26 protein-coding genes and 1 tRNA gene are annotated in these 22,754 nt (G+C 71.4%); 14 read left to right on the plus strand and 13 right to left on the minus strand.

The window, feature by feature from the left end; translation table 11 throughout:
- Window positions 1-20 precede the first annotated feature (20 nt).
- Entirely contained in the window at window positions 21-455 is a 435-nt protein-coding gene (locus AB0I29_RS06140; protein WP_285104481.1) for a hypothetical protein, read from the minus strand.
- Between the two features lie 145 nt (window positions 456-600).
- On the opposite strand from AB0I29_RS06140, the gene AB0I29_RS06145 reads away from it, so the two are divergent.
- Window positions 601-1,422, plus strand: a complete 822-nt coding sequence (locus AB0I29_RS06145) for a DUF427 domain-containing protein (RefSeq protein WP_357479292.1) — start codon at window positions 601-603, stop codon at window positions 1,420-1,422.
- An 87-nt stretch (window positions 1,423-1,509) separates the two neighbouring features.
- The gene (locus AB0I29_RS06150) at window positions 1,510-2,256 is read left to right on the plus strand and encodes an aminoglycoside phosphotransferase family protein (RefSeq protein ID WP_357479295.1); all 747 of its coding nucleotides are present in this window, start codon (window positions 1,510-1,512) and stop codon (window positions 2,254-2,256) included.
- Window positions 2,257-2,590: 334 nt separating this feature from the next.
- On the opposite strand, the gene AB0I29_RS06155 is transcribed toward AB0I29_RS06150, so the two are convergent.
- Complete coding sequence (locus tag AB0I29_RS06155) at window positions 2,591-3,499, minus strand: helix-turn-helix transcriptional regulator (RefSeq protein ID WP_357479299.1); 909 nt, start codon at window positions 3,497-3,499, stop codon at window positions 2,591-2,593.
- Window positions 3,500-3,600: 101 nt separating this feature from the next.
- Between AB0I29_RS06155 and AB0I29_RS06160 the strand changes: the two genes are divergently transcribed.
- The gene (locus tag AB0I29_RS06160) at window positions 3,601-4,527 is read left to right on the plus strand and encodes an SDR family NAD(P)-dependent oxidoreductase (RefSeq protein ID WP_357479302.1); all 927 of its coding nucleotides are present in this window, start codon (window positions 3,601-3,603) and stop codon (window positions 4,525-4,527) included.
- A gap of 176 nt (window positions 4,528-4,703) precedes the next feature.
- Window positions 4,704-4,788, plus strand: a tRNA-Leu gene (locus tag AB0I29_RS06165).
- Window positions 4,789-4,963: 175 nt separating this feature from the next.
- On the opposite strand, the gene AB0I29_RS06170 is transcribed toward AB0I29_RS06165, so the two are convergent.
- From AB0I29_RS06170 to AB0I29_RS06180, 3 genes are all read right to left on the minus strand, one after another.
- A complete protein-coding gene (locus tag AB0I29_RS06170; RefSeq protein ID WP_357479305.1) occupies window positions 4,964-5,656 on the minus strand; it encodes an NAD(P)H-binding protein in 693 nt (230 codons plus the stop codon).
- Between the two features lie 72 nt (window positions 5,657-5,728).
- Window positions 5,729-6,127 (minus strand): ester cyclase, encoded by a 399-nt coding sequence (locus AB0I29_RS06175; RefSeq protein WP_285104493.1) that lies wholly within the window; start codon window positions 6,125-6,127, stop codon window positions 5,729-5,731.
- 130 nt (window positions 6,128-6,257) lie between these two features.
- Window positions 6,258-6,896 carry a TetR/AcrR family transcriptional regulator gene (locus AB0I29_RS06180; protein ID WP_285104495.1) on the minus strand — a complete coding sequence of 213 codons (639 nt, stop codon included), beginning with the start codon at window positions 6,894-6,896 and terminating at the stop codon, window positions 6,258-6,260.
- Window positions 6,897-6,948: 52 nt separating this feature from the next.
- Here AB0I29_RS06180 and AB0I29_RS06185 point away from each other — a divergent pair, with 52 nt between their 5' ends.
- Window positions 6,949-7,869, plus strand: a complete 921-nt coding sequence (locus AB0I29_RS06185) for a zinc-binding dehydrogenase (RefSeq protein ID WP_357479309.1) — start codon at window positions 6,949-6,951, stop codon at window positions 7,867-7,869.
- 23 nt (window positions 7,870-7,892) lie between these two features.
- Here AB0I29_RS06185 and AB0I29_RS06190 read toward each other — a convergent pair whose 3' ends face one another.
- Window positions 7,893-8,810: an alpha/beta hydrolase gene (locus tag AB0I29_RS06190; protein WP_357479311.1), complete on the minus strand. Its 918-nt coding sequence runs from the start codon at window positions 8,808-8,810 to the stop codon at window positions 7,893-7,895.
- Between the two features lie 107 nt (window positions 8,811-8,917).
- Here AB0I29_RS06190 and AB0I29_RS06195 point away from each other — a divergent pair, with 107 nt between their 5' ends.
- Genes AB0I29_RS06195 through AB0I29_RS06205 form a run of 3 tightly spaced genes read left to right on the plus strand, consistent with a single transcriptional unit; the run spans window position 8,918 to window position 10,004 of the window.
- Window positions 8,918-9,346: a MarR family winged helix-turn-helix transcriptional regulator gene (locus AB0I29_RS06195; protein ID WP_357479314.1), complete on the plus strand. Its 429-nt coding sequence runs from the start codon at window positions 8,918-8,920 to the stop codon at window positions 9,344-9,346.
- On the plus strand, window positions 9,343-9,741 hold the full coding sequence (locus tag AB0I29_RS06200; RefSeq protein ID WP_357479317.1) for a DUF2255 family protein: 399 nt from the start codon (window positions 9,343-9,345) through the stop codon (window positions 9,739-9,741). Before AB0I29_RS06195 ends, AB0I29_RS06200 begins: the two co-directional genes overlap by 4 nt.
- A complete protein-coding gene (locus AB0I29_RS06205; protein WP_357479320.1) occupies window positions 9,738-10,004 on the plus strand; it encodes a hypothetical protein in 267 nt (88 codons plus the stop codon). Before AB0I29_RS06200 ends, AB0I29_RS06205 begins: the two co-directional genes overlap by 4 nt.
- Window positions 10,005-10,060: 56 nt before the next feature.
- On the opposite strand, the gene AB0I29_RS06210 is transcribed toward AB0I29_RS06205, so the two are convergent.
- Window positions 10,061-10,636, minus strand: coding sequence for a hypothetical protein (locus tag AB0I29_RS06210; RefSeq protein ID WP_357479323.1), 576 nt, complete (start codon window positions 10,634-10,636; stop codon window positions 10,061-10,063).
- A gap of 19 nt (window positions 10,637-10,655) precedes the next feature.
- Between AB0I29_RS06210 and AB0I29_RS06215 the strand changes: the two genes are divergently transcribed.
- Window positions 10,656-10,955, plus strand: a complete 300-nt coding sequence (locus AB0I29_RS06215) for a hypothetical protein (RefSeq protein ID WP_357479326.1) — start codon at window positions 10,656-10,658, stop codon at window positions 10,953-10,955.
- A gap of 9 nt (window positions 10,956-10,964) precedes the next feature.
- Here AB0I29_RS06215 and AB0I29_RS06220 read toward each other — a convergent pair whose 3' ends face one another.
- From AB0I29_RS06220 to AB0I29_RS06240, 5 genes are all read right to left on the minus strand, one after another.
- Window positions 10,965-12,242 carry a prolyl oligopeptidase family serine peptidase gene (locus tag AB0I29_RS06220; protein WP_357479329.1) on the minus strand — a complete coding sequence of 426 codons (1,278 nt, stop codon included), beginning with the start codon at window positions 12,240-12,242 and terminating at the stop codon, window positions 10,965-10,967.
- Between the two features lie 253 nt (window positions 12,243-12,495).
- Window positions 12,496-13,203 carry a VOC family protein gene (locus tag AB0I29_RS06225; RefSeq protein ID WP_357479332.1) on the minus strand — a complete coding sequence of 236 codons (708 nt, stop codon included), beginning with the start codon at window positions 13,201-13,203 and terminating at the stop codon, window positions 12,496-12,498.
- Window positions 13,204-13,347: 144 nt separating this feature from the next.
- Window positions 13,348-13,929, minus strand: coding sequence for a GNAT family N-acetyltransferase (locus AB0I29_RS06230; protein ID WP_357479335.1), 582 nt, complete (start codon window positions 13,927-13,929; stop codon window positions 13,348-13,350).
- Between the two features lie 207 nt (window positions 13,930-14,136).
- Window positions 14,137-14,628 carry a hypothetical protein gene (locus tag AB0I29_RS06235; RefSeq protein ID WP_285104513.1) on the minus strand — a complete coding sequence of 164 codons (492 nt, stop codon included), beginning with the start codon at window positions 14,626-14,628 and terminating at the stop codon, window positions 14,137-14,139.
- A 4-nt stretch (window positions 14,629-14,632) separates the two neighbouring features.
- On the minus strand, window positions 14,633-15,226 hold the full coding sequence (locus AB0I29_RS06240) for a TetR/AcrR family transcriptional regulator (RefSeq protein ID WP_357479338.1): 594 nt from the start codon (window positions 15,224-15,226) through the stop codon (window positions 14,633-14,635).
- A gap of 241 nt (window positions 15,227-15,467) precedes the next feature.
- Between AB0I29_RS06240 and AB0I29_RS06245 the strand changes: the two genes are divergently transcribed.
- The 5 genes from AB0I29_RS06245 (at window position 15,468) to AB0I29_RS06265 (ending at window position 22,110) form a co-directional block, all read left to right on the plus strand.
- The gene (locus AB0I29_RS06245; RefSeq protein ID WP_357479343.1) at window positions 15,468-16,481 is read left to right on the plus strand and encodes a serine hydrolase domain-containing protein; all 1,014 of its coding nucleotides are present in this window, start codon (window positions 15,468-15,470) and stop codon (window positions 16,479-16,481) included.
- A 66-nt stretch (window positions 16,482-16,547) separates the two neighbouring features.
- Window positions 16,548-17,336: a hypothetical protein gene (locus AB0I29_RS06250; RefSeq protein ID WP_357479346.1), complete on the plus strand. Its 789-nt coding sequence runs from the start codon at window positions 16,548-16,550 to the stop codon at window positions 17,334-17,336.
- 285 nt (window positions 17,337-17,621) lie between these two features.
- Window positions 17,622-19,394 carry an AMP-binding protein gene (locus AB0I29_RS06255; RefSeq protein WP_357479349.1) on the plus strand — a complete coding sequence of 591 codons (1,773 nt, stop codon included), beginning with the start codon at window positions 17,622-17,624 and terminating at the stop codon, window positions 19,392-19,394.
- On the plus strand, window positions 19,391-20,734 hold the full coding sequence (locus tag AB0I29_RS06260) for a condensation domain-containing protein (RefSeq protein ID WP_357479350.1): 1,344 nt from the start codon (window positions 19,391-19,393) through the stop codon (window positions 20,732-20,734). The genes AB0I29_RS06255 and AB0I29_RS06260 overlap by 4 nt, the downstream gene beginning before the upstream one ends.
- On the plus strand, window positions 20,731-22,110 hold the full coding sequence (locus tag AB0I29_RS06265; protein WP_357479353.1) for a condensation domain-containing protein: 1,380 nt from the start codon (window positions 20,731-20,733) through the stop codon (window positions 22,108-22,110). Before AB0I29_RS06260 ends, AB0I29_RS06265 begins: the two co-directional genes overlap by 4 nt.
- Here the strand turns inward: AB0I29_RS06265 and AB0I29_RS06270 are convergent.
- A complete protein-coding gene (locus AB0I29_RS06270; RefSeq protein WP_357479356.1) occupies window positions 22,107-22,751 on the minus strand; it encodes a TetR family transcriptional regulator in 645 nt (214 codons plus the stop codon). The genes AB0I29_RS06265 and AB0I29_RS06270 overlap by 4 nt on opposite strands.
- Window positions 22,752-22,754: the final 3 nt, after the last annotated feature.

Here is a 22,754-nt window from a genome sequence, read left to right on the forward strand (position 1 = left end):
GACCCGTCGGACGCGACCTGTCACGCCCGGCGCAGGTCGTCGTAGGTGGCCAGGGGTACCAGCCCCGCCGCGGCCGCCGCGATGTCGCGGTCGCCCGCCACCAGGACGTCGGCCTGCAGCGTGGCCACCGCGAGGTACTCGGCCTGGCCGGTGTCGTGCCAGCCGAGCTGCCGGGCGACCTTCCACGCGGTCGCGCGCGAGACCCGGTCGCCGAGCAACCGGACCTTGAGCGTGGCGACCCGTTCGAGCAGCGCCCGCGCCGTCTTCTCGTCCAGCAGCCCCGCGTCGGTGTCGCGATAGAGGATCGACATGGCATGGCTGCGCAGCGCCGCCGGCGCGACCAGCGGCACGTGGGCGCCCGCCGCGGGGTCCTCGCGCACCAGGCGTACCGCGGTGACGGCGTCGATCGCGAACCGCGTCCTCCGGCTCGTGTCGTCCCGGTCCGATCTGTTCATGGGTCAAGGAAACACCCGACCGCTGACACTCGTCCGGCGGGACGGTCACGCATCGGGGAGCTCGCCGGTCAGGTGGGTAGGAGTGAAGCGCGAGATCCCCCGGCGCGCGGCGGATCGCGACGGACGACGAAGGGTGGCGGACAGGATGAGCGACATCGTGCAGCGGGAGACCGTGCGCAGGGACGCGGCGCGGGGAGAGATCGCACCCAGGGCAGTGGCGATCCAGCCGGGAACGGCCGAGCTAGGCTCGGTCCGCGTGCGCGCCTACAGCGGGGGCATGCTCGTCGCGGACGCCGACCCGCCGCTGCTGGTCTGGGAGCACCGCTTCTACCCCCAGTACTTCTTCGCCCCCGCCGAGCTGAGGGCCGGGCTGCGTCCTGCGGGCCCCGGTCGCCGGTCCCGAAGCCTCGGGCCCAGCGAGCTGTTCGACGTCGTCGTGCCGGACGGCGCGGCGGGGGAGCGGGTGCTGCCCGGCGCCGCCCAGCGCTACCCGCAGGCCCCGCTCGCGGCCCTGCGGGACGCGGTGACGCTGGACTGGTCGGCCCTCGACACCTGGCTCGCCGAGGAGGAGGTGATCCACACCCACGCGCGCGACCCGTACGTGCGGGTGGACGCGATGCCGTCGAACCGGCACGTCCGGGTGGTTGCGGGCGGTGAGGTGGTCGCCGAGTCGCGCCGGCCGGTCGTCCTGGTCCAGTCCGGGCAGCCGCCGCGGTACTACCTGCCGCAGGTCGACGTGCGGATGGACCTGCTCACGCCCACCGACACGGTGAGCTACTGCGCGTACAAGGGCACGGCCGCCTACTGGACGGTCCGCGTCGGCGACCTGCGGCTGCGCGACGTCGTCTGGGGCTACGACACCCCGCTGCGCGAGGGGCTGCGGATCGCCGGGATGGTCTGCTTCTGGCAGGAGAAGAACCCGGACCTGGAGGTCTGGGTCGACGGCGAGCGGGTCGGCCGGTCCTAGGCCGCTCGGCTCTGGCAGGGGGTCGCCGCAGGGCCGCCGCAGAAAAAACCGGCGAGATCGGCGGTCCGTTCCGTCAGGATGGCCGGCATGGACGAGGTGGAGGTCGTCGTCGCCCACAGCCAGCGCGCGACGCTGCGCGTGGGCGACGTGTTCCTGAAGGTCGACGGCGATCCGGCGCACGCGGACGTCGAGGTGCGGGCGATGGCGATGGCGCCGGTACCGACCCCGGTGATCCTCTGGCACGAGCCGCCCGTGCTCGCGATCGCCGCGGTGCGGGGCGCGGCGCTCGGCGTCCTCGGCGAGCCGTCCGCCGCGTCGTCGGCGGCGTGGGCCGCGGCGGGTGCCGCGATCCGGAGGCTGCACGACGCGCCGCTGCCGCCGTGGCCGGGCCGCAGGCCGGACGACGTCGCGGCGGAGCTGGAGCGCGAGTGCGCCTGGCTGCTCGACAACGCCGTCCTGCCCGCCGAGGTGGTCCGGCGCAACCGCGAGATCGCGCAGCTGGCGCTCCGCCCGTGGCGGCCCGCGTTCGTCCACGGCGACCTGCAGATCACGCACGTGTTCGTCGACGGCGACGAGGTCACCGGCGTCATCGACTGGTCCGAGGCCGCGCCGGGCGACGCCATGTTCGACCTCGCCATCCTGACGCTCGGGCACGAGGAACGCCTGGACGACCTGCTCGCCGGCTACGGCCCCGGCGCCGACCGCGACGTGATCCGCGCCTGGTGGTCGCTACGCTGCCTGACGGCGGCGCGCTGGCTGGTCGAGCACGGCTTCGACCCGGACGCGCCAGGGTGCGAGTTCGACGTGCTCAGGTCCCGGATGCGGGAACCGTAGGGCCGGCACGGGAGGTCCGGTCCGGAAATCGGGGGGTCCTGGCCGGACTCGGGCGGCGCGGACCGTCGACCCCTGCTGCCGGCCGACCTGGACCACACCGTCGCCGCCGTCCAGCTCGCGCGCGAGGCGGGCGCCCGGGTGATCGGCACCGGCCGCGCCGGGGACCGCGGCGGACCTGGGGGTGCACACGTTCCTCGACCTGGACGCCGGGGAGCTGGATCAGGCGGGCGAGGTGGACCTCGGTGCTCGACGTCATCGGCGGCGAGGTGGGCCGTGCGGCCGCTGTCCGAGACGGCGGCCGCGTTCGCCGGACGGCGCGTACCTGGCAAGACGATCATCGAGGTCGCCGAGGGGGAGTGACGGCGCCGCCAGCCTCCTGGTGGCTCGGTGCCCGATCGCTCGGTGCCTGATCGCGCATCGCCTGGTTGCCGAGGACGATCGCGAGCGCGAGCCGCTCCGCGTCCTCGGTGCCGGGCTCGCAGGAGTAGACCATGATCCGCAGGTCGTCCCCGGCGACCACGAGGGTGTCGCAGTCGATCCGGATGCGTCCGACCTCGGGGTGGTCGACCGTCTTCAGCTTCGCCGGTGCCTCCTGCGCGGTCAGGTCGATCGCCTCCCAGAGCCGCACGAACTCGGTGCTGCGCGTCCGGAGCTCCGCCACGAGGCGGCGGATGCGCGGGTCCCCGGGGTATCGCGTCGCCGTCAGCCGCAGGTCGGCCACGAGGTTCGCCACCAGGTCTGCCTCCTCCTGCGGCGAGTGGACCACGCGTGAGGCAGGCCCGAGCAGGTGCCGCCAGACCGCGTTGCGCTCCGGCCCGCGCCACGCGGTGGTCCGGCCCATGAGGGCGTCGTAGGCGGCGTTGGCGGTCACGAGGTTCCACATGGCGTCGAAGATCACCACGGGGTGCCCGTCGAACCGGTCGAGCAGCCGCTGCACGCTGGGGGTGATGCGGGTGGAGACCAGGCCGCGCCCCGGCGCGGTCAGCCCGGCGAGCCGGAACAGCAGCTCGCGCTCGGGCTCGCTGAGCCGCAGGCCCCGGGCGAGCGCCTCCACGACCTGGTCCGACGGCGCGGTGGCCCGCCCCTGCTCCAGCCGCGTGAGGTAGTCGACGGAGATGCCGGCGAGCTGGGCCAGCTCCTCGCGGCGCAGCCCCGCGGCGCGCCGCCGGGCGCCGACCGGTATCCCGGCCGCGTCGGGCGACACGCGGTCGCGCCAGTGTCGTATCGCAGGTCCGAGCTCCATCGCTCCAGTCTGCGCTCCGCCCGCGTGCTTGTGGTGGCCCTGCCGGTCCTACGACAACCTGACGACTGCCCCGCGCTGCCCTGCCGACCCACGATGACGGCATGACGACTTCGACCACCGGAACCGTGCTCATCACCGGACCGACCAGCGGCCTCGGCCGTTCCGCCGTGCAGGCCATGGCGAACCGCAGCCCGCAACGCCGTCCCGACCTGCTCCTGGTGGGGCGGCCCGGCCCGCGGCTCGACTCGATCACCGCCGAGGCGCGGGCAGCGGGCGCCACCGCCCACGCCATCGGGGCCGACCTGGCGAGCCTGGCCGACGTGCGCGCGGCCGGGAAGACCGCAAGGAGCCTCCTGGACGACGGCGAGGTGCGGCCGCTGCACGCGGTCATCGGCAACGCCGGGGTGTCCGTGGTGGACACCCGCACCGCCTCCGTGGACGGTCACGAGCTGACCTTCGCCGTCAACCACCTGGCGCACGCCCAGCTCGTGCGCGACCTGGCGGGTGCGTTCGCGGCTCCGGCCCGGATCGTGCTGCTCGGGTCCAACACGTACTACCTGAACACCCCGCGCCGTCTGCTCGGCGTGCCGCCCGCAATGTGGCGCGACCCGCTGGACCTCGCGCGGCCGGCGGACGCCGGTTCTGAGCCCGGCACCCGCGACGCGGGCATCGCCTACTCGAACTCGAAGCTCGCGATCCTCTACTACGCGCACGAGCTGCAGCGGCGCCTGCCCGACGGCGTGGCCGTGTCGGTGTTCGAGCCGGGATTCATGCCCGGCAGCGGCCTCTCGCGGAGGCACGGGCCCGCGCTGCAGCGGGTCGGACGCGCGATCGGGCGCATCCCCGGCGTCTCCACCCCGGAGCGGTCGGGGCCCCTGCTGGCGGCCGTGGCTCTCGACGAGCGCTGGGCGCACCTGCGCGACGGCGCGTTCGTGGTCAAGACCGCCGAGCACGAGGTCGAACCGTTCGCGCGGGACCGGGAGCGCGAGGAGCGGCTGTGGGAGGCGACGGAGCAGCTCCTGGGCTGATGCGCCGGGCGCCGGAGCCCGGTCCGGGCCGCCCCGCGCCAGTGTTCGGGCTGGACCTGGGCCGCCCGTCCGCAGAGCGGCCCAGGTCACACGCTTTTCGATTCGGACCCGACCCGTTCTGCGTGCTATGTTTTTCCACGCACCGGGAAGGCGGAAACGCCAGGAACGGTCCACCTGTCCGGGTGGCGGAATGGCAGACGCGCTAGCTTGAGGTGCTAGTGCCCTTTATCGGGCGTGGGGGTTCAAGTCCCCCTCCGGACACTCTTTTACTCACTCCCTGGTGTGACCAGGGGTGACATGCCGAGCACGATCTTCGACGCCGCGGCATCGAAGTCGACCTGAACGCCGAGCGCCTCGTCGAGGCCTCGGCGTTTCTTGTCCGTGGCGCGGCGCAGCACCTCGAGGGGCTGCGCTCGCCGACGATGGTCACTCCGGGTCAGCGGATGCTGCGACGCACTGCCTCCGGGATCGGGGTGTCTCCGGCGTTGAGCTCGAGGATCTGCCGGCCGATCCGCGGCTCGTGCACCAGCGCGGCCAACGTCTCGGCGACGTCCGCCCGGGGGATCTGGCCGTGCAGCTCCGCCGGGCCGAGTGACACCCTGCCCGTTCCGGGCTCGTCGGTGAGCAGGGACGGGCGCAGGATCAGCCAGTCCAGGTCGCTGCGGGCAACCGCGACGTCCGCCTGCTTCTTCACGGCGAAGTAGTACTCCTCCTCGTCGCTGAGGCTGCGCTCCCGCCACGACTCCGGGAGCACCGACACCAGCGCCAGGCGCCGCAGGCCGGCGCGGTGCATCGCCTCGATCGTCTTGTCGACCCCGTCACCGTCGACGGCCCGGGTCACCTCGGCGGCGCCGCCGTTGGATCCCGCTGCGAACAGGACGGCCTCGGCGTCCGCGAACGTGGACGCGAGCTCCGCCGGGGTCATCCGTGCGATGTCACCGACGACCGTCTCGATCCCCTGGGCAGCGAGGGCATCCCGCTGCCCACCCCGGCGCACGAGGCCACGCACCTGATCGCCCCGATGCTGCAGCGCACTGGCGAGCAGCGTTCCGGTCCTGCCCGCGATCCCGATGACGAACACGTTCACCGCCAGCTCACTTCCCTCCGCCTGGTGCCCGCTGACGGGCATCCGAACCCTCTTGTCCGGCCTGGCGGCCGGGCTCGGCCACCTGGCGGGTACCGCCGTGCCGAGCCCGACCGGTCAGACCGCGAGCTGCTTCTTCAGGGCCTCGACGTCGTGGACGTTGGACATCTGCACGAACTTTCCGTCGCGGACCTTGTACATGGCGATCTCGTCGATCTCGATCCGAGCACCTGTGGGAGCCACACCGAGCCATTCCTTGGTGGGTGTGCCGTGGTTGACGGAATGGCAGGACAGGGTCCCGCCGTCCGCGTCGATCACGACTTCCTTGATCTCCCAGTTGATGTCGGGAACCGCGTCGGCGATGCCCTTGAGCGCCGCGACGACGTCCGCCCGGGTGGCGGGCTGGCCGTGCGAGATGATCGTCTCGGCGACGAACTCGTCCATGCGGTCGAACTCGTGGGCGTTGAGCGCCTCGGTGTAGCGGTCGTAGAACTCGCGGATGTTGAAGTCGGACATGACTGCCTTTCCTGCCCGGTGTCCGGGCCCTGTGCTCATGTTTCGCCTGCGCCGTCGATGCTGCCGGAGTGCGGTCGTAAGATCCATGACGCAGAGTCCAGAGTTCTTTACATATCGTCCAGGGAGATCGTCAGGGGAGCCTGATCGTCAGTGCGTCCGGCGCGGCGGTGAGTGATGCCCGGATCAGGGTGCAGAGCTCCGCCCGGGTCGCCGTCGCCTCGGCGTCGGGTGACGACCGCCAGGTGTCGACGGCGGCTCGGTGGCCGGCGATCGCGACGGCGCACACGAAGCGGGCCGAGAGGTCCGCTCCGGGCGCGTCGGCCAGCCGCGCCGTGATCGCGTCGACCACTTGCTGTGTCAGGCGCTCGCACACCAGCATGCCCGCGGCGTCGATCGCCGGGTGGGTGCCGCTCAGACGGGCGCTGAGCACCGCGAGGCGTTCCCACCCGGGTGGCATCCGCTCGACGCGCTCGACGAGCGCGTCACCCAGGACCTCCAGCAGCGGCCCGCTGCGGGCGAGCACCTCGTCGAGACCGTCGATCAGGGTGCGCCAGACGTCGTTCAGCGGGGTCAGTGCGAGGTCTTCCTTGCCCGCGAAGTAGCGGAAGAAGCTCCGCTTGGACACCTCGGCCTGGTCGCACAGCCAGTCGACGGTCACCGCGTCGTACCCACGCTCGGCGAAGGCCGGCAGTGCGATCTCCACCAGGCGCTGCCGGCTCCGCGCGATGCGCCTGCTGCGGAGCGTGCCTGTGCCGGGCTGCGTCGTCATCGGGCCATCATAGCGAACTGGCACTCAGTGGCAGTTGGCATACAGTAGCGGCATGCTCGCATGGACGGTCGACCACTCCTCACCCAGCCACCTCAGCCTGCGCGAGGTGCCCGACCCGGTACCCGGACCGCACGACGCCGTCATCCAGGTGCTCGCCTTCGCGCCGAACCACGGCGACCTCGAGGCGCTGCCGGGCCTGCCGGACGGCATGATCCCCGGCTGGGACGCGGCGGGCGTCGTCGTGGCCGAGGCGCTCGACGGGACGGGCCCGCGCCTCGGCCAGGTGGTGGCATCGCTGGGGGTGGACAGCGCCTGGGCGCAGCGTCGGCTTGTGACCGCAGAGTCCGTGGGAGTCGCCCCCGACGGCGCCGACCCGAACCTCACCAGTGTCGTGCCCGTCGCGGCCACCAGTGCACTGCGCGGGCTGCGCCGCCTCGGCCCGCTCCTCGGCCGCCGTGTGCTGGTGCTCGGCGGGACCAGCGCTGTGGGGCTGTTCGCCGTCCAGCTCGCCGCCCGCAGCGGTGCCGAGGTCGTCGCTACCACGCGGAACCGCGCCGCGCGGCGCCGGCTGGTCGAGCTCGGTGCGCGTGAGGTGATCGCCGCGCCGTCCGACCTGGGCCAGGACGTGTCCGGTGTGCTCGACCTGTTGGGCGGCTCCCACCTGGTGGAGGCGTTCGCCCGGCTGGCACCGGGCGGCACGCTCGTCGCGCTGGGGCACGCGGCCGGGCAGGGGGAGCGCTTCGGGTACGGGGCCCTGTTCGGTGACGCCGGTCGGCACGACCGGTCCCTGACGACGTTCTTCCTCGGGGCCGAGACCGGTCTCGGCCCCGACATGGCGTGGCTCGCGACCGAGATCCACGAGGGCCGCCTCGACCCCGTGGTCGTGGCCGTCCGACCGTGGCAGGAGCTGCCGGACGCTTTCGCCGCCGGCGCGGGGCGGACGCACGGCAAGGTCGTCCTGACCGTGGGCTGAGGCAGACGCCGTCCGCTTCCTACCTACAGGTGGTCCGTGTAGAAGCCGGCCAGGCGGTCGACGGCGGCGTCGACGTACTCGGGCACGTCGTACATCTCGTAGTGGCCGGCACCTTCGACGACCATGAGGTCCACGGGGTTGGGTGCCAGCTTCCAGAGCTGCATGCCGGACTCGTAGGAGCCGGTGGTGCCGATGCGCCCGGCGAGGACGACCTGCAGCGGCTGCGTCATGAGCTGATCGACCAGATGGAACGCGTCGTAGCCCAGGAGCAGCGCGTCGCCGCGCGAGAGGCGACGGTTCGTCGAATGTTCGCTGCCGCCTCGTTCGGTGCGGTAGTACGTGATCGCCTGGGTCGTGTCGAGATCGGTGACGCCGGCCGCCGCGGCGTCCTCCAGGGTGTCGGGCAGCCAGTTCTCGCGGGTCAGCTCGCCGGTGCGGTTCTCCTCGGTGCGAGCCTCGGCCATCGCGTCGAGGCCGGCCGCCGGGCCGTCCGGCTGGAAGCCGCGGAACGACGTGCCCATGTTGCCGGGGACGACCGTGCCGACGGCCTTGATGCGGTGGTCGGTGCGAGCGGTGTGCACCGCGTAGCCGCCGCCGGCGCAGATGCCGAGCACGCCGATGCGCTGCGGGTCGATGCCGGGCAGCGTGCCGAGCGTGTCGATCGCGTAGGAGATGTCCTCGCCACGGCGGTAGGGGTCCTCGAGGTCGCGCGGCTGGCCGCCACTCTGCCCCTGGTGGGCGGGGTCGAACACGAGCGCCGCGATGCCCCGGGCGGCCAGCCGGGCGGCGTAGTTCGCGCCGATCTGTTCCTTGACGCTGCTGCCCGGGGTCGAGAGCACGACGGCGCGCAGGGCGGACCCCTCGGCCGGGAGGCTGTCGGGGAGGTAGAGATCGGCCGCGAGCTCGATCGGCCCGCGGGGGATCGTGAGGTGCTGAAGCATCGGTGGAGAACCTCTCGCGTCGGTTTCGTTCCATGATGTTTTAGTCCGAAGTGACAGGTAGTACAGTATGGAACTAATTCCACGGTAGCACCCGATCAGGAGGTCGTATGCCGGTCGACGCCGCGCAGCTCTGGACGCTGAACCACCGCCTGCTCACCGTCGTGCTCGACGCCTGCAGCGCCGAGCTGGCCGAGCTGGGCCTGGAGGCGAAGGAGTTCTTCGTGCTCGCCGAGGTGGCCGCGTCCCCGTACCCGGCCGGGCTGGCGGCGAGGCTGGTGATCCCCAAGGCGAGCGTGACGGTCTACGTGCGCAATCTCGTCGCCAAGGGGTTCATGCGCCGCGAGATCGACGACACGGACCTGCGGCGGCACCGCCTCGTGCTCACGGACGACGGCGCGGCCGCGCGGGACCGCGCCTTCGCGGCGCTGGCGAGGGCGTTCGACCGGAGGTTGGCGGCGATCGCGCCCCAGGACCGTGCCGAGCTGCAGCGGATCCTGCTCGCGCTGCTCGAGCCGGCCCCGGGGGCGACCTCGTGAGCGACGTCCCGCTGCCGTCCCGGCCGTGGACCGAGCGCGAACTGGCTCAGCTCGACGACTCGGAGCTGATCCGCGTCGCAGCGGCCCGTGCGGACGGGACGCTGCGGCCCCTCGTGACCGTCGGGCACGTCCGCCTCGGCCAGGACGAGCTCATCCGCTCGCTCCACGGCACCAGCGGTGCCTGGTACCGAGCTGCGGTGGCCTCCGGCCGCGGCGAGATCGAGATCGGTGGCCTACGCGTCGCGGTCGCGTTCCTGCCCGACCACGGGCGTGAGGCGGATGTCGACCAAGCGCTGCGCTCCCGCTACGGCGACGACGCCGGCGTCCGCCGGATGACACGCTCGCCGGCACGCGACGCGACTCTGCGGGTGGTCCCGCTGGGAACCGACGTGTGAACCTCGCACCGAAAGGTCTGCCGCGATCGGTGGACGCCGCCTTTGGGGAGTGCCGCCAAGCTCGATCGGCGCATACGCCGGGCGCGACATACCATATTGGTGTGTGGACCGCAATTGTGATTCTGCTGGTGATCTGGGCGGTGCTGGCCGTCGTCGGGTTCGTCTTCGAAGGACTCTTGTGGCTGGCCGTGGTCGGACTCATTCTGTTCGTGGGCACGTTGATCATTGGGATCATTCGCCAACGGATTCGTCGTAGCGGCTGAACTGCTCGTCGTCCGGCCAGAGCACCGAGGCCCGCGGTTCTCGCCGGCCCGGATGCTCACTCGAAGCGGACGCGCTCTGCCTCGGCCTTCACCCTGGCCGCACGTGCCGCTTCGGCCTGGCCCCATCGAAGACGCTCGTCGTCGCGCCGCTCGCGCTCCGCGACGACCTGCTGATCGATCTCACGGAGGACCCTGGCGATCTCGGTGGCGAGTCCGCCGACCAGCATCGCCAGGTTTGTGTGCGCGATCTCCAGCCGGCGGTCCGCGACTTTCAGGGATACGCCCTGGTAGCCGCGTTCGGCGAGCATCGCCGTGACGCTCGGAGCCTCGATCAGGGCGCGCTCCTCAGCGGAGACCTGACGGGAGAAGACGGCCGTGACCAGGTACCGTTCCGGCTCGTCGTCCGTACCCAGCTCATGCGGAAGAGCGGAATCCAGCACGCCGCGCAAGAAGAGCCCACTTCTTGCGGGTTCGGTGTCAGGAGCCCTGGTGCTGCGCGGGATGTCCGGCTCGAATCCGCCGTCGTCGTCCCACTGCGCTCTCGAGGCGTCCTCGTCGGGAGCCGGAGTTTTCTGCTGTGTCGACGAAGCGTCTCGAGCGGCCTCGTGCGGGCCGCTTTCGCTCTCACCCACACTTTGATCGTACTCCCGGGTGCGAACCGGGCGGCGCCCGGAGCAGGCACGCGCTGACCACCGAGCTGATCGATTCCTGCTGCAGTTCGTCGGCATCTGGAACAACTTCCTGCTGCCGTTCATCATGCTCTCCGACCAGCGGCTCTACCCGATCACCCTCGGGCTGTACACGTCCCTGTCCCGAGGCGCGGGGGATTCGGACCTGTACCCGCTGGTGATCACGGGCTCGGCCGTGTCGGTGGTGCCGCTGATCGTGATGGTGCTGCCCCTCCAGCGGTTCTGGCGCGCCGACCTGCTGGCCGGAGGCCTCAAGGGGTGAGCCGGGGGCTCAGAGGTGGAGCCGCTCGTCCAGCCAGTCGAACATGCGCTGCTCGGTCAGCTCACGGGCGAGCGGCTGGCAGTGGGAGGCGGCCCCCTCGTCCTGGGTGAAGCGGGCGAGCGTGGCGCCGGGCACCAGCTTCGCCAGCTCCGCCGACTGGGGGAAGAACTGGTCGCCGTCGGGGTCTGTGACCAGCAGCGGCGTCGTGATGCGGGCGCCGAGCTCGGGCGTGAGCGCGTACCGGGAGACCTCGTCGAGCACGGCGGAGTAGCCCTCGACCCCGTACGGACGGGCGCGGAAGGCCCAGGTCTCCCGCGCGTCCCGGCCGCCCGGCAGCCGCATGCCCAGGCGCATGTCGCGGTCGAACTTCTCCTTGTGGCCCTTCCGGTACTCGTCGAACACGGCATGCGGGATGTTGGACAGCCAGGACCGGCCGACGTCGACGACGCCGCCGTCGGCGACCGCCGCCGCGAACCGGTGCTCGAACGCCAGGGCCCGCGGGACCCAGTACCCGCCCTGGCTGACGCCGTAGACGGCCACCCTGTCCTGGTCGACGTCGTCGCGGGTGGCCAGGTGGTCGACGACGGGGGTGAGCACGTTCTCCCAGTCGGGACGGAACGGGACGCCGCGCTCGAAGAGCATTGACTGCTGGCCCGGCCCGTCGAACAGCAGCACGGCGTACCCGCGCTCCAGCGCGCCCTCGGCGCCCTGGCACCACAGACCGCTGACCGACCCGTCGCTGCCGTTGTTCATCACGAGCACCGGCCGCGGTTCCCCGGAGAGGTCGGGTCGGAAGAACCACCCGGGCATGCTCGACCCGTCGTAGGGGATGGTGACGGCCTGCGCCGGCCACCGGCCGTGCGCGACGAAACCCTCCCAGGCGGCCCGGTGCGCCCGGAAGGTGGGTAGGTGGTCGGCGGTGTCGTCGTCGAGCCCGTCGATCGCCTCGACGGCGACGGCCAGGTAGTTCGCCGCGCGCAGGAACGCGCGCGCCGCGCTGACGGTGTGGCCGGCGTCGGCGCACCGCTGGGCCTGCCGGGCCACGTCGCGCCCCAGTGCCTCCCACGCGGCGAACCACCCGCGGTGGTCCTTGGGTCTGACCCGGGCGATCGTCGCGAGCACCTCGCCCGGCTCGGAGCCGCCGCGGGCGGCTCTGCCGAGGATCGAGCGGACCTCGTAGTCCCACCCGCCCTCGTAGAACCCTGCGGTGTAGACCTCGTGCGAGCGGGTGCCGTGCCGGTCCAGGTGGTCGACGGCGAGCGCTTCGGTGGTGTCGGAGACGGCCATGAACTCGTTCCCCTTGATGGGCTCTCGAACGATGGGCTGGAGACCGGCTGGGCGGACGGGCTGAAGGGCCGGCCTGATTGCAGACTAGGTCGCGGCTTGGCCCGGCGCTCCCGCTCCGGGCAGTCTCACCCGCTCGCCTACGCCTCCGCCTCCGCCTCGGCCGGCCGCCTCGAAGTCCGACGACCGCACACCGAAAATCCGGCGGTCTGCTGCCGTTCATCGGCGTCTTCGCCGGGTCACCCGAGTCGGCGGCTCAGTCCTTCTTCGCAGCGGACACGTCGACGCATACGATTCCCTCGTTGCCGTCCTGGTCGGCAATCACGGTGAGCATGGGCGCGTTGCTGTCGTCGACGATGGTCCCGCCTGCTGCGACGGCGGCGGCGATCCGTTGCTCGGCAACCTCGGGCGCCACATAGACCTCGATGTGGAACCGCTGACGCGGGGGCTCCTGCTTGTCGGCGTCCCCGAACCACAGGTTCGGTACCCGTCCCGTGGCGTCCCGGATCTCGTCGCCGGGGGACCCGCGGCCCTGGGAGTCGGCGCTTCCGGTCAGCAGCGCGGCCCAGACCGGGGCGATGGTCGCGGAGTGCGCCGTGTCGAGTCCGAGCTCGATATGGCTGACCGAGACCGGCTCGGCGTCGATCTTGTGGTCGGCGGCGATCTCGGTGATCCGTCGCGCGAGGTCGACGTCCTGCTGGGTCACCCATTCGACGACGTGTTCGGTGCCCTCGCCGTCGCGGTAGACGGCGTCGTCGCTGATCAACGTGAAGTCGACGTACCCATGACCGATCGATACGCGCGGGTGGTGGCCCAGTGCGTCGCCCGCCTCGCCCGTCGCGGCGACGAACCGTGCGCCGGTGCCGAAGTCGTCAACCACGTAGCGGGCATGCAACCCCTGGGCCAGCTTGCGCCAGTCGGTCAGGTCGGCTGCCGCGATCTGGTCGCCCGTCAGCATGTCCATGAACGGTGACTCTAGCTCTGACGGTGCCGCAGCGGCACCAGATGACCGCCTGCCGCTCGATGAGTTGAAGGCGCTCTGGCGAGCCGCCGACCCGAGAGCGAGAACTGGTGATCGGGGGCGGGGTACGGCGGCGTCCGGGCAGGCTCAGGCAGGCCGGATCGTACGACGCATGACGGTGTTCTTCAGCCCCTTCGAGCGGACGAACTCGAAGCCGGCTTGCTCGTACATCGTGCGTGTTCCGTTGTAGACGAACGAGTTGTTCATCCGCTTCTCGCCGATCTCGTGCGGGTACCCCTCGACCACACCGCCACCCTGCGCGGCGATCTGGTCGAGCGCCCCGGCCAGAGCCACCTTGGCGTAGCCATGCCTGCGGTACCGCTTGTCGACGAAGATGCAGGTGATGCGGTAGTCCGGCGTGACGTCAGCCTCGGCGAGATATTGCTTGCGGTGATGGATGTTCGGCAGCTCGTCCGGGGTGCCGTACTCGGCCCACGCGATCGCTTCGTCGCCGATCAGCACCAGCGCCGCATGGGCCTGTCCGGCCTCGACGAGCCGCTTCTTCAGCGCACGGCTGCCCTCGTATCCCGGTTCCCGTTCGGCGCATTCGGGGTGGAAGTAGGTACACCAGCACCCACCGAAGATCCCGTTGTGCCGTTCGACCAGACCGGCGAACGCGTCCCACGTCCGAGCGGTCAACGGCTGGATCGAGTGTCCGTCGGTCACCATGCACCGATCGTAGGCTCCGACCGGAAGAGCGCCTGATGTACCGCTGAGTCACCACATGTGTGGGCTGGGACCTCCATCGCGGACGACCGGCAGGCGAGCAGTACGGCGCCGAGCTGCCGTTCGGGCGCGCAGGTCAAGAGCGTTGTAGAGGTCACGCCGCTCCGCCGGCAAGGTCGTCCCCACCACCAGCGACATCTGAAGACGTGCCTAGGCACCGCCTCCGGCTGTCGCGGCCTCCGTCGCGGACCGCCCCGGAGCGGTCGGCCCCGGAGCGGTCGGCTTCGTGAACCACCCTCCGTAGGTCAGCAGCAGCCCCATGACGGCCAGCGCGGCGAAGAAGATCCGGGCCGCGATCGTCGCGGCCGGCGAGTCCATCGTGGCGTCGACACCGGTCTGCATCGCGTCGGGCGTGACGATCAGGGCGAACCCGCGGAGAGCCACGAACCAGCCGAACAATGACACGGTGATCGCGAGCGGGCCGCGCCAGCTCCGGTGCCCGCCGATGATGATCAGGCCGCCCAGCAGCATCATGGCGCCGAGCATCAGGACCAGGATGGGCTGGGCGAACAGGTCACCGATGCCCTCCATCCCGTCGGGCAGCCGGATCGCGTAGATGGTGGTGAAGGCGGCGACGTAGGGACCGATGACGCGGGCGAACGCTCGGGTTCGCAGCTGTGCCTCGATGCTGGCAGCTCGCATGGTCTTACTTCCTCTCCTTGGGGCGGTAGCCGACCTGATGGAGGACGGCGCGCAGGTAACGCTCGGTGTCCTGCGCCGTGCAGGTGTCCGGGTACGTGACCAGGTGCTGCCAGCCCGCCCCGGAGAGCAGATCCAGCAGGACCTGCGGGTCGGTGCCTGCCGGCAGCTCCCCGCGGTCCCTGGCCCGCTCGAAGACCTTCGTGCGGGTATCGCTGCGCTGGTCCCCGAACTGGCTCTGGTAGGCGCGCGCGATCTCGGGGTAGTCCTCGAACGCGCCGTAGAGCCGACGCAGGAGGCGGCGCTGGCGGGTGTCGGCGAGGACGGATGCCCAGCCGGTCAGCAGGTGCTCGACGTCGCGGATCTCCGGCGTCGCCGACGGATTCCCGTTGGCGGCCTCGAACGCGGCCAGCAGGAGTCGGGTCTTGTCCGGAAAGCGCCGGTACACCGTGGCCCTGGTGACCCCCGCACGCCGGGCCACCTGCTCGACGCTGGTCGCGTCCGCGCCGCGTTCGATCAACAGGTCGAGCGCGGCGGTCAGGATGGCTGCGTCGGCCTCGCTGCTGCGCGGGCGGCCGGGGGTGCGGTCGGCGGTTCCCATGCCACTTACAATACAGTACAGCCCTGTATTGTAAATAGCACCGGCGCGCGACCTGCGCTCCGAGCCGACGAGGCCCCCTTTTGTCCTCCGTGAGACGGAAGGGGGCCTCGTCGGCGTATGTGGATCAGGAGATCTTGCGGCGGTAAGCGTCCCTGGTGCCCACGACGTGCCACGGTAAATCCCTGCGGCGCCGGGGCCCGACTTTGTTATGGTCCGGTTACCGCAACGGGAGGGCACCCTCATGATCGACCTCGACGAGCTGGATGCCGCGGCGTCGGCACGATCGTTCAGCGGGGTCGTGACCATCGACGTCGGTGATCGCCGGGTCGTGGAGCACTGCTACGGGTTCGCCCATCGCGCGCTGCGCGTACCGAACACCCCGGGTACGCGGTTCGCGATCGCGAGCGGCAGCAAGAGCTTCACCGCCCTCGCGATCATGCAGCAGGTCGCGTCCGGGACGCTGGCCCTGAGCGACCCGGTGCGGCGCTACCTCGGCGCCGATCTCCCCTTGATCGACGACGACGTCACGATCGAGCAGCTGCTGACGCACACCTCGGGCATCGGCGACTACCTCGACGAGGACGACGACTGGGACCCCGCGGACTACGTCCTGTCCGTCCCGGTGCACACCCTCGAGACGGCGGAGTCGTTTCTTCCGATCCTGGGCGGCCTGCCGCACAAGCATCCGCCCGGTGCGCGGTTCACGTACTGCAACGGTGGTTACATCGTGCTGGCGATCGTGCTCGAGCGGGTCACCGGACGACGCTTCCAGGACGTCGTGGAGACCGACGTGTTCCGACCTGCCGGCATGACGAGCACGTCATACCTTCGCTCGGACGAGCTGCCCGGCGACGTCGCCCTGGGCTATCTGGACTCGGATGGTGATCGCAGCAACGTGCTGCACCTGCCGGTTCGCGGCAACGGCGACGGCGGCGCCTACACGAGCGCCACCGACCTGCACCGGTTCTGGCGCGCGTTGCACGACGGCGCGATCGTGCCCCATGAGGTGGCCACCGAGATGACGCGTCCGCACGTCATCGTGCCGGAGGGGCCGCGGTACGGCCTCGGGTTCTGGCCCCACCCGGTCGATCCCGCGGTCGTGATCCTCGGCAGCGACGCGGGTGTGGAGTTCAGGTCGACGCACGATCCCGTGACCTGCACGACGGCGACCGTGCTGAGCAACTGCAGCACGGGCTCGCAACCCGTCCTGGACCTGCTTCGAGCGTCCTGGCCTGATCTGCTGACGACGACGTGATCTTCGTCGTGTGGTGCCGCGTGGACGGTGAGAACGAAGCCACGCGCGTGTAGGGGTGGTGGAACGATGGATCAGGTGAACCCGAGCGCCGAGCTGCCCCCAGCGCCGAACCGCGCTCCGGACGTCGAGGACGACTTCGCCACGGGGCCGAACCCAGGGCTCTGGGTACCGCACTACCTGCCGCACTGGACCACGCCCGACCGGTCCGCGGCTCGCTACCGGGAGACGGCGAGCGGCCTGGAGCTGCTCGTCGAGGCCGATCAACCGGACTGGCGGCCCGAGGACGCGCCACTGCGCGTCTCCAACCTGCAGACCGGCACGTACTCCGGCCCGGCCGGCTCGCGACGGGGGACCCACCGGCACCGGACCGACGGCCTCGTCGTCCGCACGGCGACGCCGTCACGCCTTCTCTGGGCGCCCTCGGCCGGCCGGATCGAGCTCACCGTGAGCGCGACCCGCGACCCTGGATGCATGCTTGCCGCCTGGTTGGTCGGCACCGAGCAGGACGACGCGACCGCAGCCGGCGAGATCTGCGTCTTCGAGATCGACGCGGCGGCGATCAGCGCCACCACCACGGCGCGCACGGGGATCAAGGCGCACCACGACCCAGAGCTGGCGACCGACATGAGCGAGGTCCGGCTGCCCTTCGACGCGACGACGCCGCACACCTGGACGGCCGTGTGGGGGCAGGGCGAGACGGTGATCGGCTGCCAGGGCAGGGTGCTGCGGCACATCCCGCAGAGCCCGGACTACCCACTCTTCCTGATGGTCGACCTCTTCGAGATCGGCCCGCCCGGCGGCCACTACCCGAAGGCCGCCGTCGTGCACCGTGTACGCGGGTGGACCGGTCGGTAGGACCATCGCCGTTCGGGCCGGCATTCCGACGCGCTATTTGAATGTGGAAGGATTGAAAAGGCGCGCGAGTGGGTGAAAACTATCCCGGGCGGGTTATATTCCAATGCTGAAGGATCGAATCTGTATGTGGACCGATTGAATCCGTTTCCTGGACGTGACCGGCCTGTGAACAGTGGTCGACCCGCTTGAACTGCCCGATTTTTTCTCGGCATGATGAAAGTCATTCACCGCGAAAGAATCCGAGGGGTCATCGTGAATAATCAGCCCATTGTCACCGTGACTGGCATGCTCGCGGCCAGGGCGGAAGAGAGGCCGGACGCGACCGCGATAGAGCTCGTCGGCGCGGGGCGGCTCAGTTATTCGGCGTGGAACGAACGCTCGCGCGCGGTCGGTCACGGCCTCGCGGCCAGGGGCGTCCAGCCTGGTGACCGGGTGGTCGTGCGCGCTTCCGGTGACTGGATCGCGTTCGCGATCGCATACGTCGGGGTGCAGACCGCCGGGGCGATCGCCGTGCCGGTACTCGCGTCCAGCAGCGACGAACACATCGCTCGCGTCTGCGTGGAGGCCGGGGCGGTCGGTGTCATCGGTGACGTTCCCGTGGCCGGGTGCCCAGGCTGGTCCCGGACGGTCCGTCAGATCGAGGCGGCCCAGCCGACCGGCTCGACCGGGGTCGCGGTGAGCGGGGCGGACGACGCCGAGATCCTCTTCACCTCCGGGACGACCGGACGGCCGAAGGGCGTCGTGTCCACGCACGACAACCTCACGTACGCGGTCCGGCCCCCCGGTGACGGCGCGCCGACGGGGGAGGAGACGGCGGGCGAGCCGGTGCGCAGGGTCCTGCATGCACTGCCGCCCGCCACGAACGCGGGTCAGAGCCTCATGATGCAGACGCTGAGCGCGGTGCCGCACACCATGATCGTGCTCGAGAAGTTCGACGCCGACCGTCTGCTGGGTGCCGTCCAGAGGTTCAGGCCGGACGACGTGGTGCTGGTCCCCGCCTACGCGCTCGCGCTCCTGCGGGTCGGCACGCGGTTCGACCTGAGCGGTGTACGGCAGGTGCGGACCACGAGCGCGCCGATCTCTGCCGCGACGCTGGCCAGGCTCGCCGAGCTGTTCCCGACCGCGAGCGTCGTCAACATGTACACCTCGACCGAGAGCTGGCCCGCGCGCCTGCGGATGCACTTCGACCCGGGCCGACCGTTCTCGCTCGGTCGGGCGCACGGCCGGAGCGAGGTGCGCATCGTCGACCTGTCCGGCGAGCCGGTGGCCACGGGCGTCTCGGGGTCGGTGCAGCTCCGGACGGACGGCGTGCGTCCGCGCCGCTACTGGAACGACCCGGAGGCGAGCGCCGGCGTCTTCCGGTCGGACCTGTGGGTGAGCACCGGCGACGTCGGCCGCCTGGACGAAGCGGGGTACTTCTACCTCGAGGACCGCAGCGCCGACACGGTGAACGTCGGCGGGCGGAACGTGTCCACGCTCGCCGCGGAGGGTGTCCTCGAGGACCATCCTGACGTGGAAGAGGCGGCGGCGTTCGGTGTGCCGCACCCGACGCTCGGGCAGTACCTGGTCGCCACCGTGATCGGTTCCGACAGCCTCGACCCCGACCAGGTTCGCTCCTTCGCGGCCGCGCGGCTGGGGGAGGCCGACGCACCGAAGCGGGTCGTCCGGGTCGGGCACTTCCCTCGCAACGCCCTGGGCAAGGTCGTCAAGCGTGAGCTGATCGAGACCGTCTCCGGGCTGATCGCGCGAGATGCCGGGCACGGCGAGGCGGCGAGCGACACGGAACGCGTGGTGGCTGCCATCTGGGGGCGGGCCCTGGACGTCGGTCCCGCCGCGATCGGCCCGGACGCCGAGTGGTTGTCGCTCGGCGGATCGTCGCTCGAGGCGGCCGAGGTCGCGCTGCTCGTCGGCGACGAGCTCGGGCGGGACGTGCCCGAGCGGGTGCTGCACACGAACCCGACCCTGCGGGCCTACGCCGCGGCGGTGGACCAGGCGCCGCCGGCGGACCAGGTGCGGCTGCGGCCCCTGGGCCGCGCTACCCGGGGGGTTGGCGGATGAGCACGCTGCACGCGGCGACGCACTATCAGCGTTCCCTCTTCGACGCGACCGGCGGGCGGGCGTCCGGCGTCAACATCGGCGCGGCCGTCCGGATGCGCGGTCACGCCGACCCCGGCCGCGTCCGCGGCGCGCTGGACGCGCTGACCGCCCGGCACGAGGCCCTGCGCACCACCCTGACACGCCAGGACTCCGGCGGTGCCGCCCATCAGGTCATCGGCAACCACGCTCCGTCGGACCTGCGCGAGGTCAGCGTCGCCGAGGTCGACGAGCAGCAGCGGGAGTCGGCCTGCGCCGCGCTCCTGCAGGAGGAGCTGCGGCGGCCGTTCGTGCTGGAGGACAGTCCCCTCGCCCGGGCCGTGCTGGTGACCCTCGCCGACGACGACCGGGTGTTCGCCGTGATCGCGCACCACGCGATCATGGACGGCTGGTCCGCCGGTGTGATCCGCGACGAGCTCCCGCACCTGTACGAGCACGGCACGGGCGCCACGCTTGCACCGCCCGCGCTCCATCTCGCCGACTACGCCGGGTGGGAGACAGAGCTGGCCGACGACCCCGCGACACAGCGGCACTGGCGGGCCGCCCTGGCCGACGCCAGTCCCCGCCTCACCTTCCCGGAGGACGTCTCGGACGTCGGGGCTGTCGCCCGCACCACGCCTCGTCCGCTCCCGCTCGACCACGGTCTGACGCTGGGTGCGTTGCACCCGCTCATGGTCGAGGAACGGGCGAGCACGACCGCCGTCCTGCTGGCCGCCCTCGCGGCGTCCCTGAGCGGTCATGCGACGAACGAGCGGATCACGTTCGGCGTCATGCGGTCGAACCGCCAGCAGCGTGACGTCCGCGGCACGGTCGGGTTCCTCGCCGGGCACGTGCCGGTCACGGTGGACCTGTCCGGGGACCCGACGTGCGCGACCCTCGTCGGGCGCACGGCCGACGCCTATGACCGGGCGATCTCGCGCCCGGCACCGGTCGGCGTGCTCCGCGGGGCGCTGCCCGACGCGGGCCGTGGGCCCCTGTTCGACGTGTCGCTCAACTACAGCCACGGACCGCATCAGGCCGACGCGGTGGTCACGGGTGCGGGAATCGCGTTCTCGCAGTTCGACCTCGCGCACGAGGAGCCCACCGACCACCCCTGGTGGGACGGCGCCTCGCTGCTGGACTTCCAGGTCAGATCTGATCCGGCCGGGAGACTCTCGGGTGTCCTCGTGGCGGACGCCAACGTGCTGGGCGACCCGGAGGTGGCCGGTTTCGCCGAGCGTTTCAGCGCCGCGCTGCGCAGGTTCGCCGATCGCCCCGGGGATCGCCTCAGTGATCTCGGCGCGGCGAAGGAGGAGGCCCGGTGAGCGCGCTCGCGGCCGACGCCGGGACCGTCGTCCTGCCGGCCACCTACCTCCAGCAGGAATGGGTCGCGGCGGTCGGTGGACCCGAGTCCAACCACAACATCCCGCACGCGATCGAGATCACCGGACCCGTGGACCTCGGTGATCTGTCCGCGGTGCTGGCGGCGCTGGTGGAACGACACGAGACCATGCGCACGGCCTTCGTCCGCACCGAGGCCGGGATCGCCCAGCAGGTCGTCGCGCCGTTCCGCCCGGAGCTGGGGTTCGAGGACCTGTCGCGCCGGCCGCGACCGGCGCAGCGTGCCGCGCTCGAGGAGCTCGCGGTCCGGCGCTGCGAGCAGCCGATCGACCTGTTCTCCCCGCCGCTCTGGTCGGCGGTCGTGGTCCGGATGGCCCCTGAGCGCCACGTCCTGCTGACCGTCTGGCACCACGCGGTCTTCGACGGATGGTCCAACGCGGTGCTGTTCCGCGATCTCCACCAGCTCTACCGTGCCCGGCTCGACCCCGGGTACCCGCCGCCGCCCGCGCCAAAGGTCCAGACCGGTGACTACGCCGCCTACGAGCGCACCCTCGGGCTCGGGGCGAACGCCGGGTTCTGGGGCGAGCAGTTCCCGGCCGACCCGCCGCGCCTTCCCCTGGAGCGCACCGGACCGGACGACCCGCTGTGGCTGCAGGCACACCCGCTTCCGCTCGTGGCGGGGGACGCGGCCGGCTCGCTGCTCCAGCTCGGCGCGCAGCGCGGCGCCAAGCCGGCCAGTGCCCTGCGCGCCCTGGTCCTGGCGTCGCTCGCGCCCTTTCTCGGCGACGACGTGATGATCGGGTGTGTCACGGCCAACCGGGACGCCTCCGGGCTGACGCACACCATCGGTCTCGTCAGCGATCACGTGCCCGTGCGGGTCGATCTGCGGGACAACCCGTCGTTCGGGGAGCTTGCCGGCCGCGTCCACGAGGCGACGAGACAGGCGCACATGCACCGGGTCCCGGTCGGAGTGCTGCGTCACGAGCTGCCCCGGGCGGTCCGGGGGGACGGCTCGTTGTTCGACATATCGATCAACTACATGCCGCACGCCCCGGCCAGGGCCGTCACGATCACGGCAGCGGACGGCAGCAGCATCGGCATGCTCCTCCGTCCGCTGCCGACCGACACGCTCCGGCCGCGGATGGCGTCGTCGTTCAGCGGGGCCGTGCGCCTCGGCTTTCAGCTCCGCCACTCGCACGAAGGACATGTCTCCGGCGATCTGTGGGCGCATCGCCCCGCGTTCAGCACGCGGACGCTCGACGAGCTGACGGGGAATCTCGGCCGTGCGGCACGCGAGGTGCTCGCCTCGCCTGGGCGGGGGATCCGGGACCTGGCAGTCCGGGGGAGGGCGGCGGACTAGCCCGGCGAAGCCGCCATCGCGAGCCGCTGCTGAGCGGCCCACGCCTTCGCGGTCACGGCCACCTGGACCTCGGGATCGAGCAGCCAGGCGGTCTCCAGACCATTGATGAAGGCGATGATCTCGATGGCCTTGAGGCGGGTGTCGACGTCCGCGCGGATCTCGCCGCGATCCTGTGCGGCGGCCAGGACCGAGCCGACCCGGTCGACGGTCGCGTGATACCGGCTGGCCAGCCGGGGGTGGAGAGCGCCGTCCTCGCCGAGGTTCTCGACGACAAGCACGGTGTGCATGCCGACCGTCTGGGAGTGGCTGGCCCAGCGGGTGACGTTGTGGGCGATGACGTCGAGGATGCCGAGGCCGACGTCGGCGTCGCGCCACAGGATCTCGTCCTCGGCCTCGTCGCGCCGATCCAGCACCGCGTTGAGCAGCGCCTCCTTGGTCGGGTAGTGATAGAGAAGCCCGCTCTGCGAGACCCCGGCCTCGGCGGCGATCTCCGCGAGATTGGTGCCGCGCGATCCGTTGCGTGCCACGAGGCGAGTCGCGGCGTCGACGATCAGCTCCTTCCGGGCCTTGCCCTTTGCCGATTCGATTTTCTTGACGCCGCCGGTACCCCGTGCCGCCTGGAGATCGTATTGCCGTGCCATATA

The organism is Promicromonospora sp. NPDC050262 (assembly GCF_040655935.1).
Classification (GTDB): domain Bacteria; phylum Actinomycetota; class Actinomycetes; order Actinomycetales; family Cellulomonadaceae; genus Promicromonospora.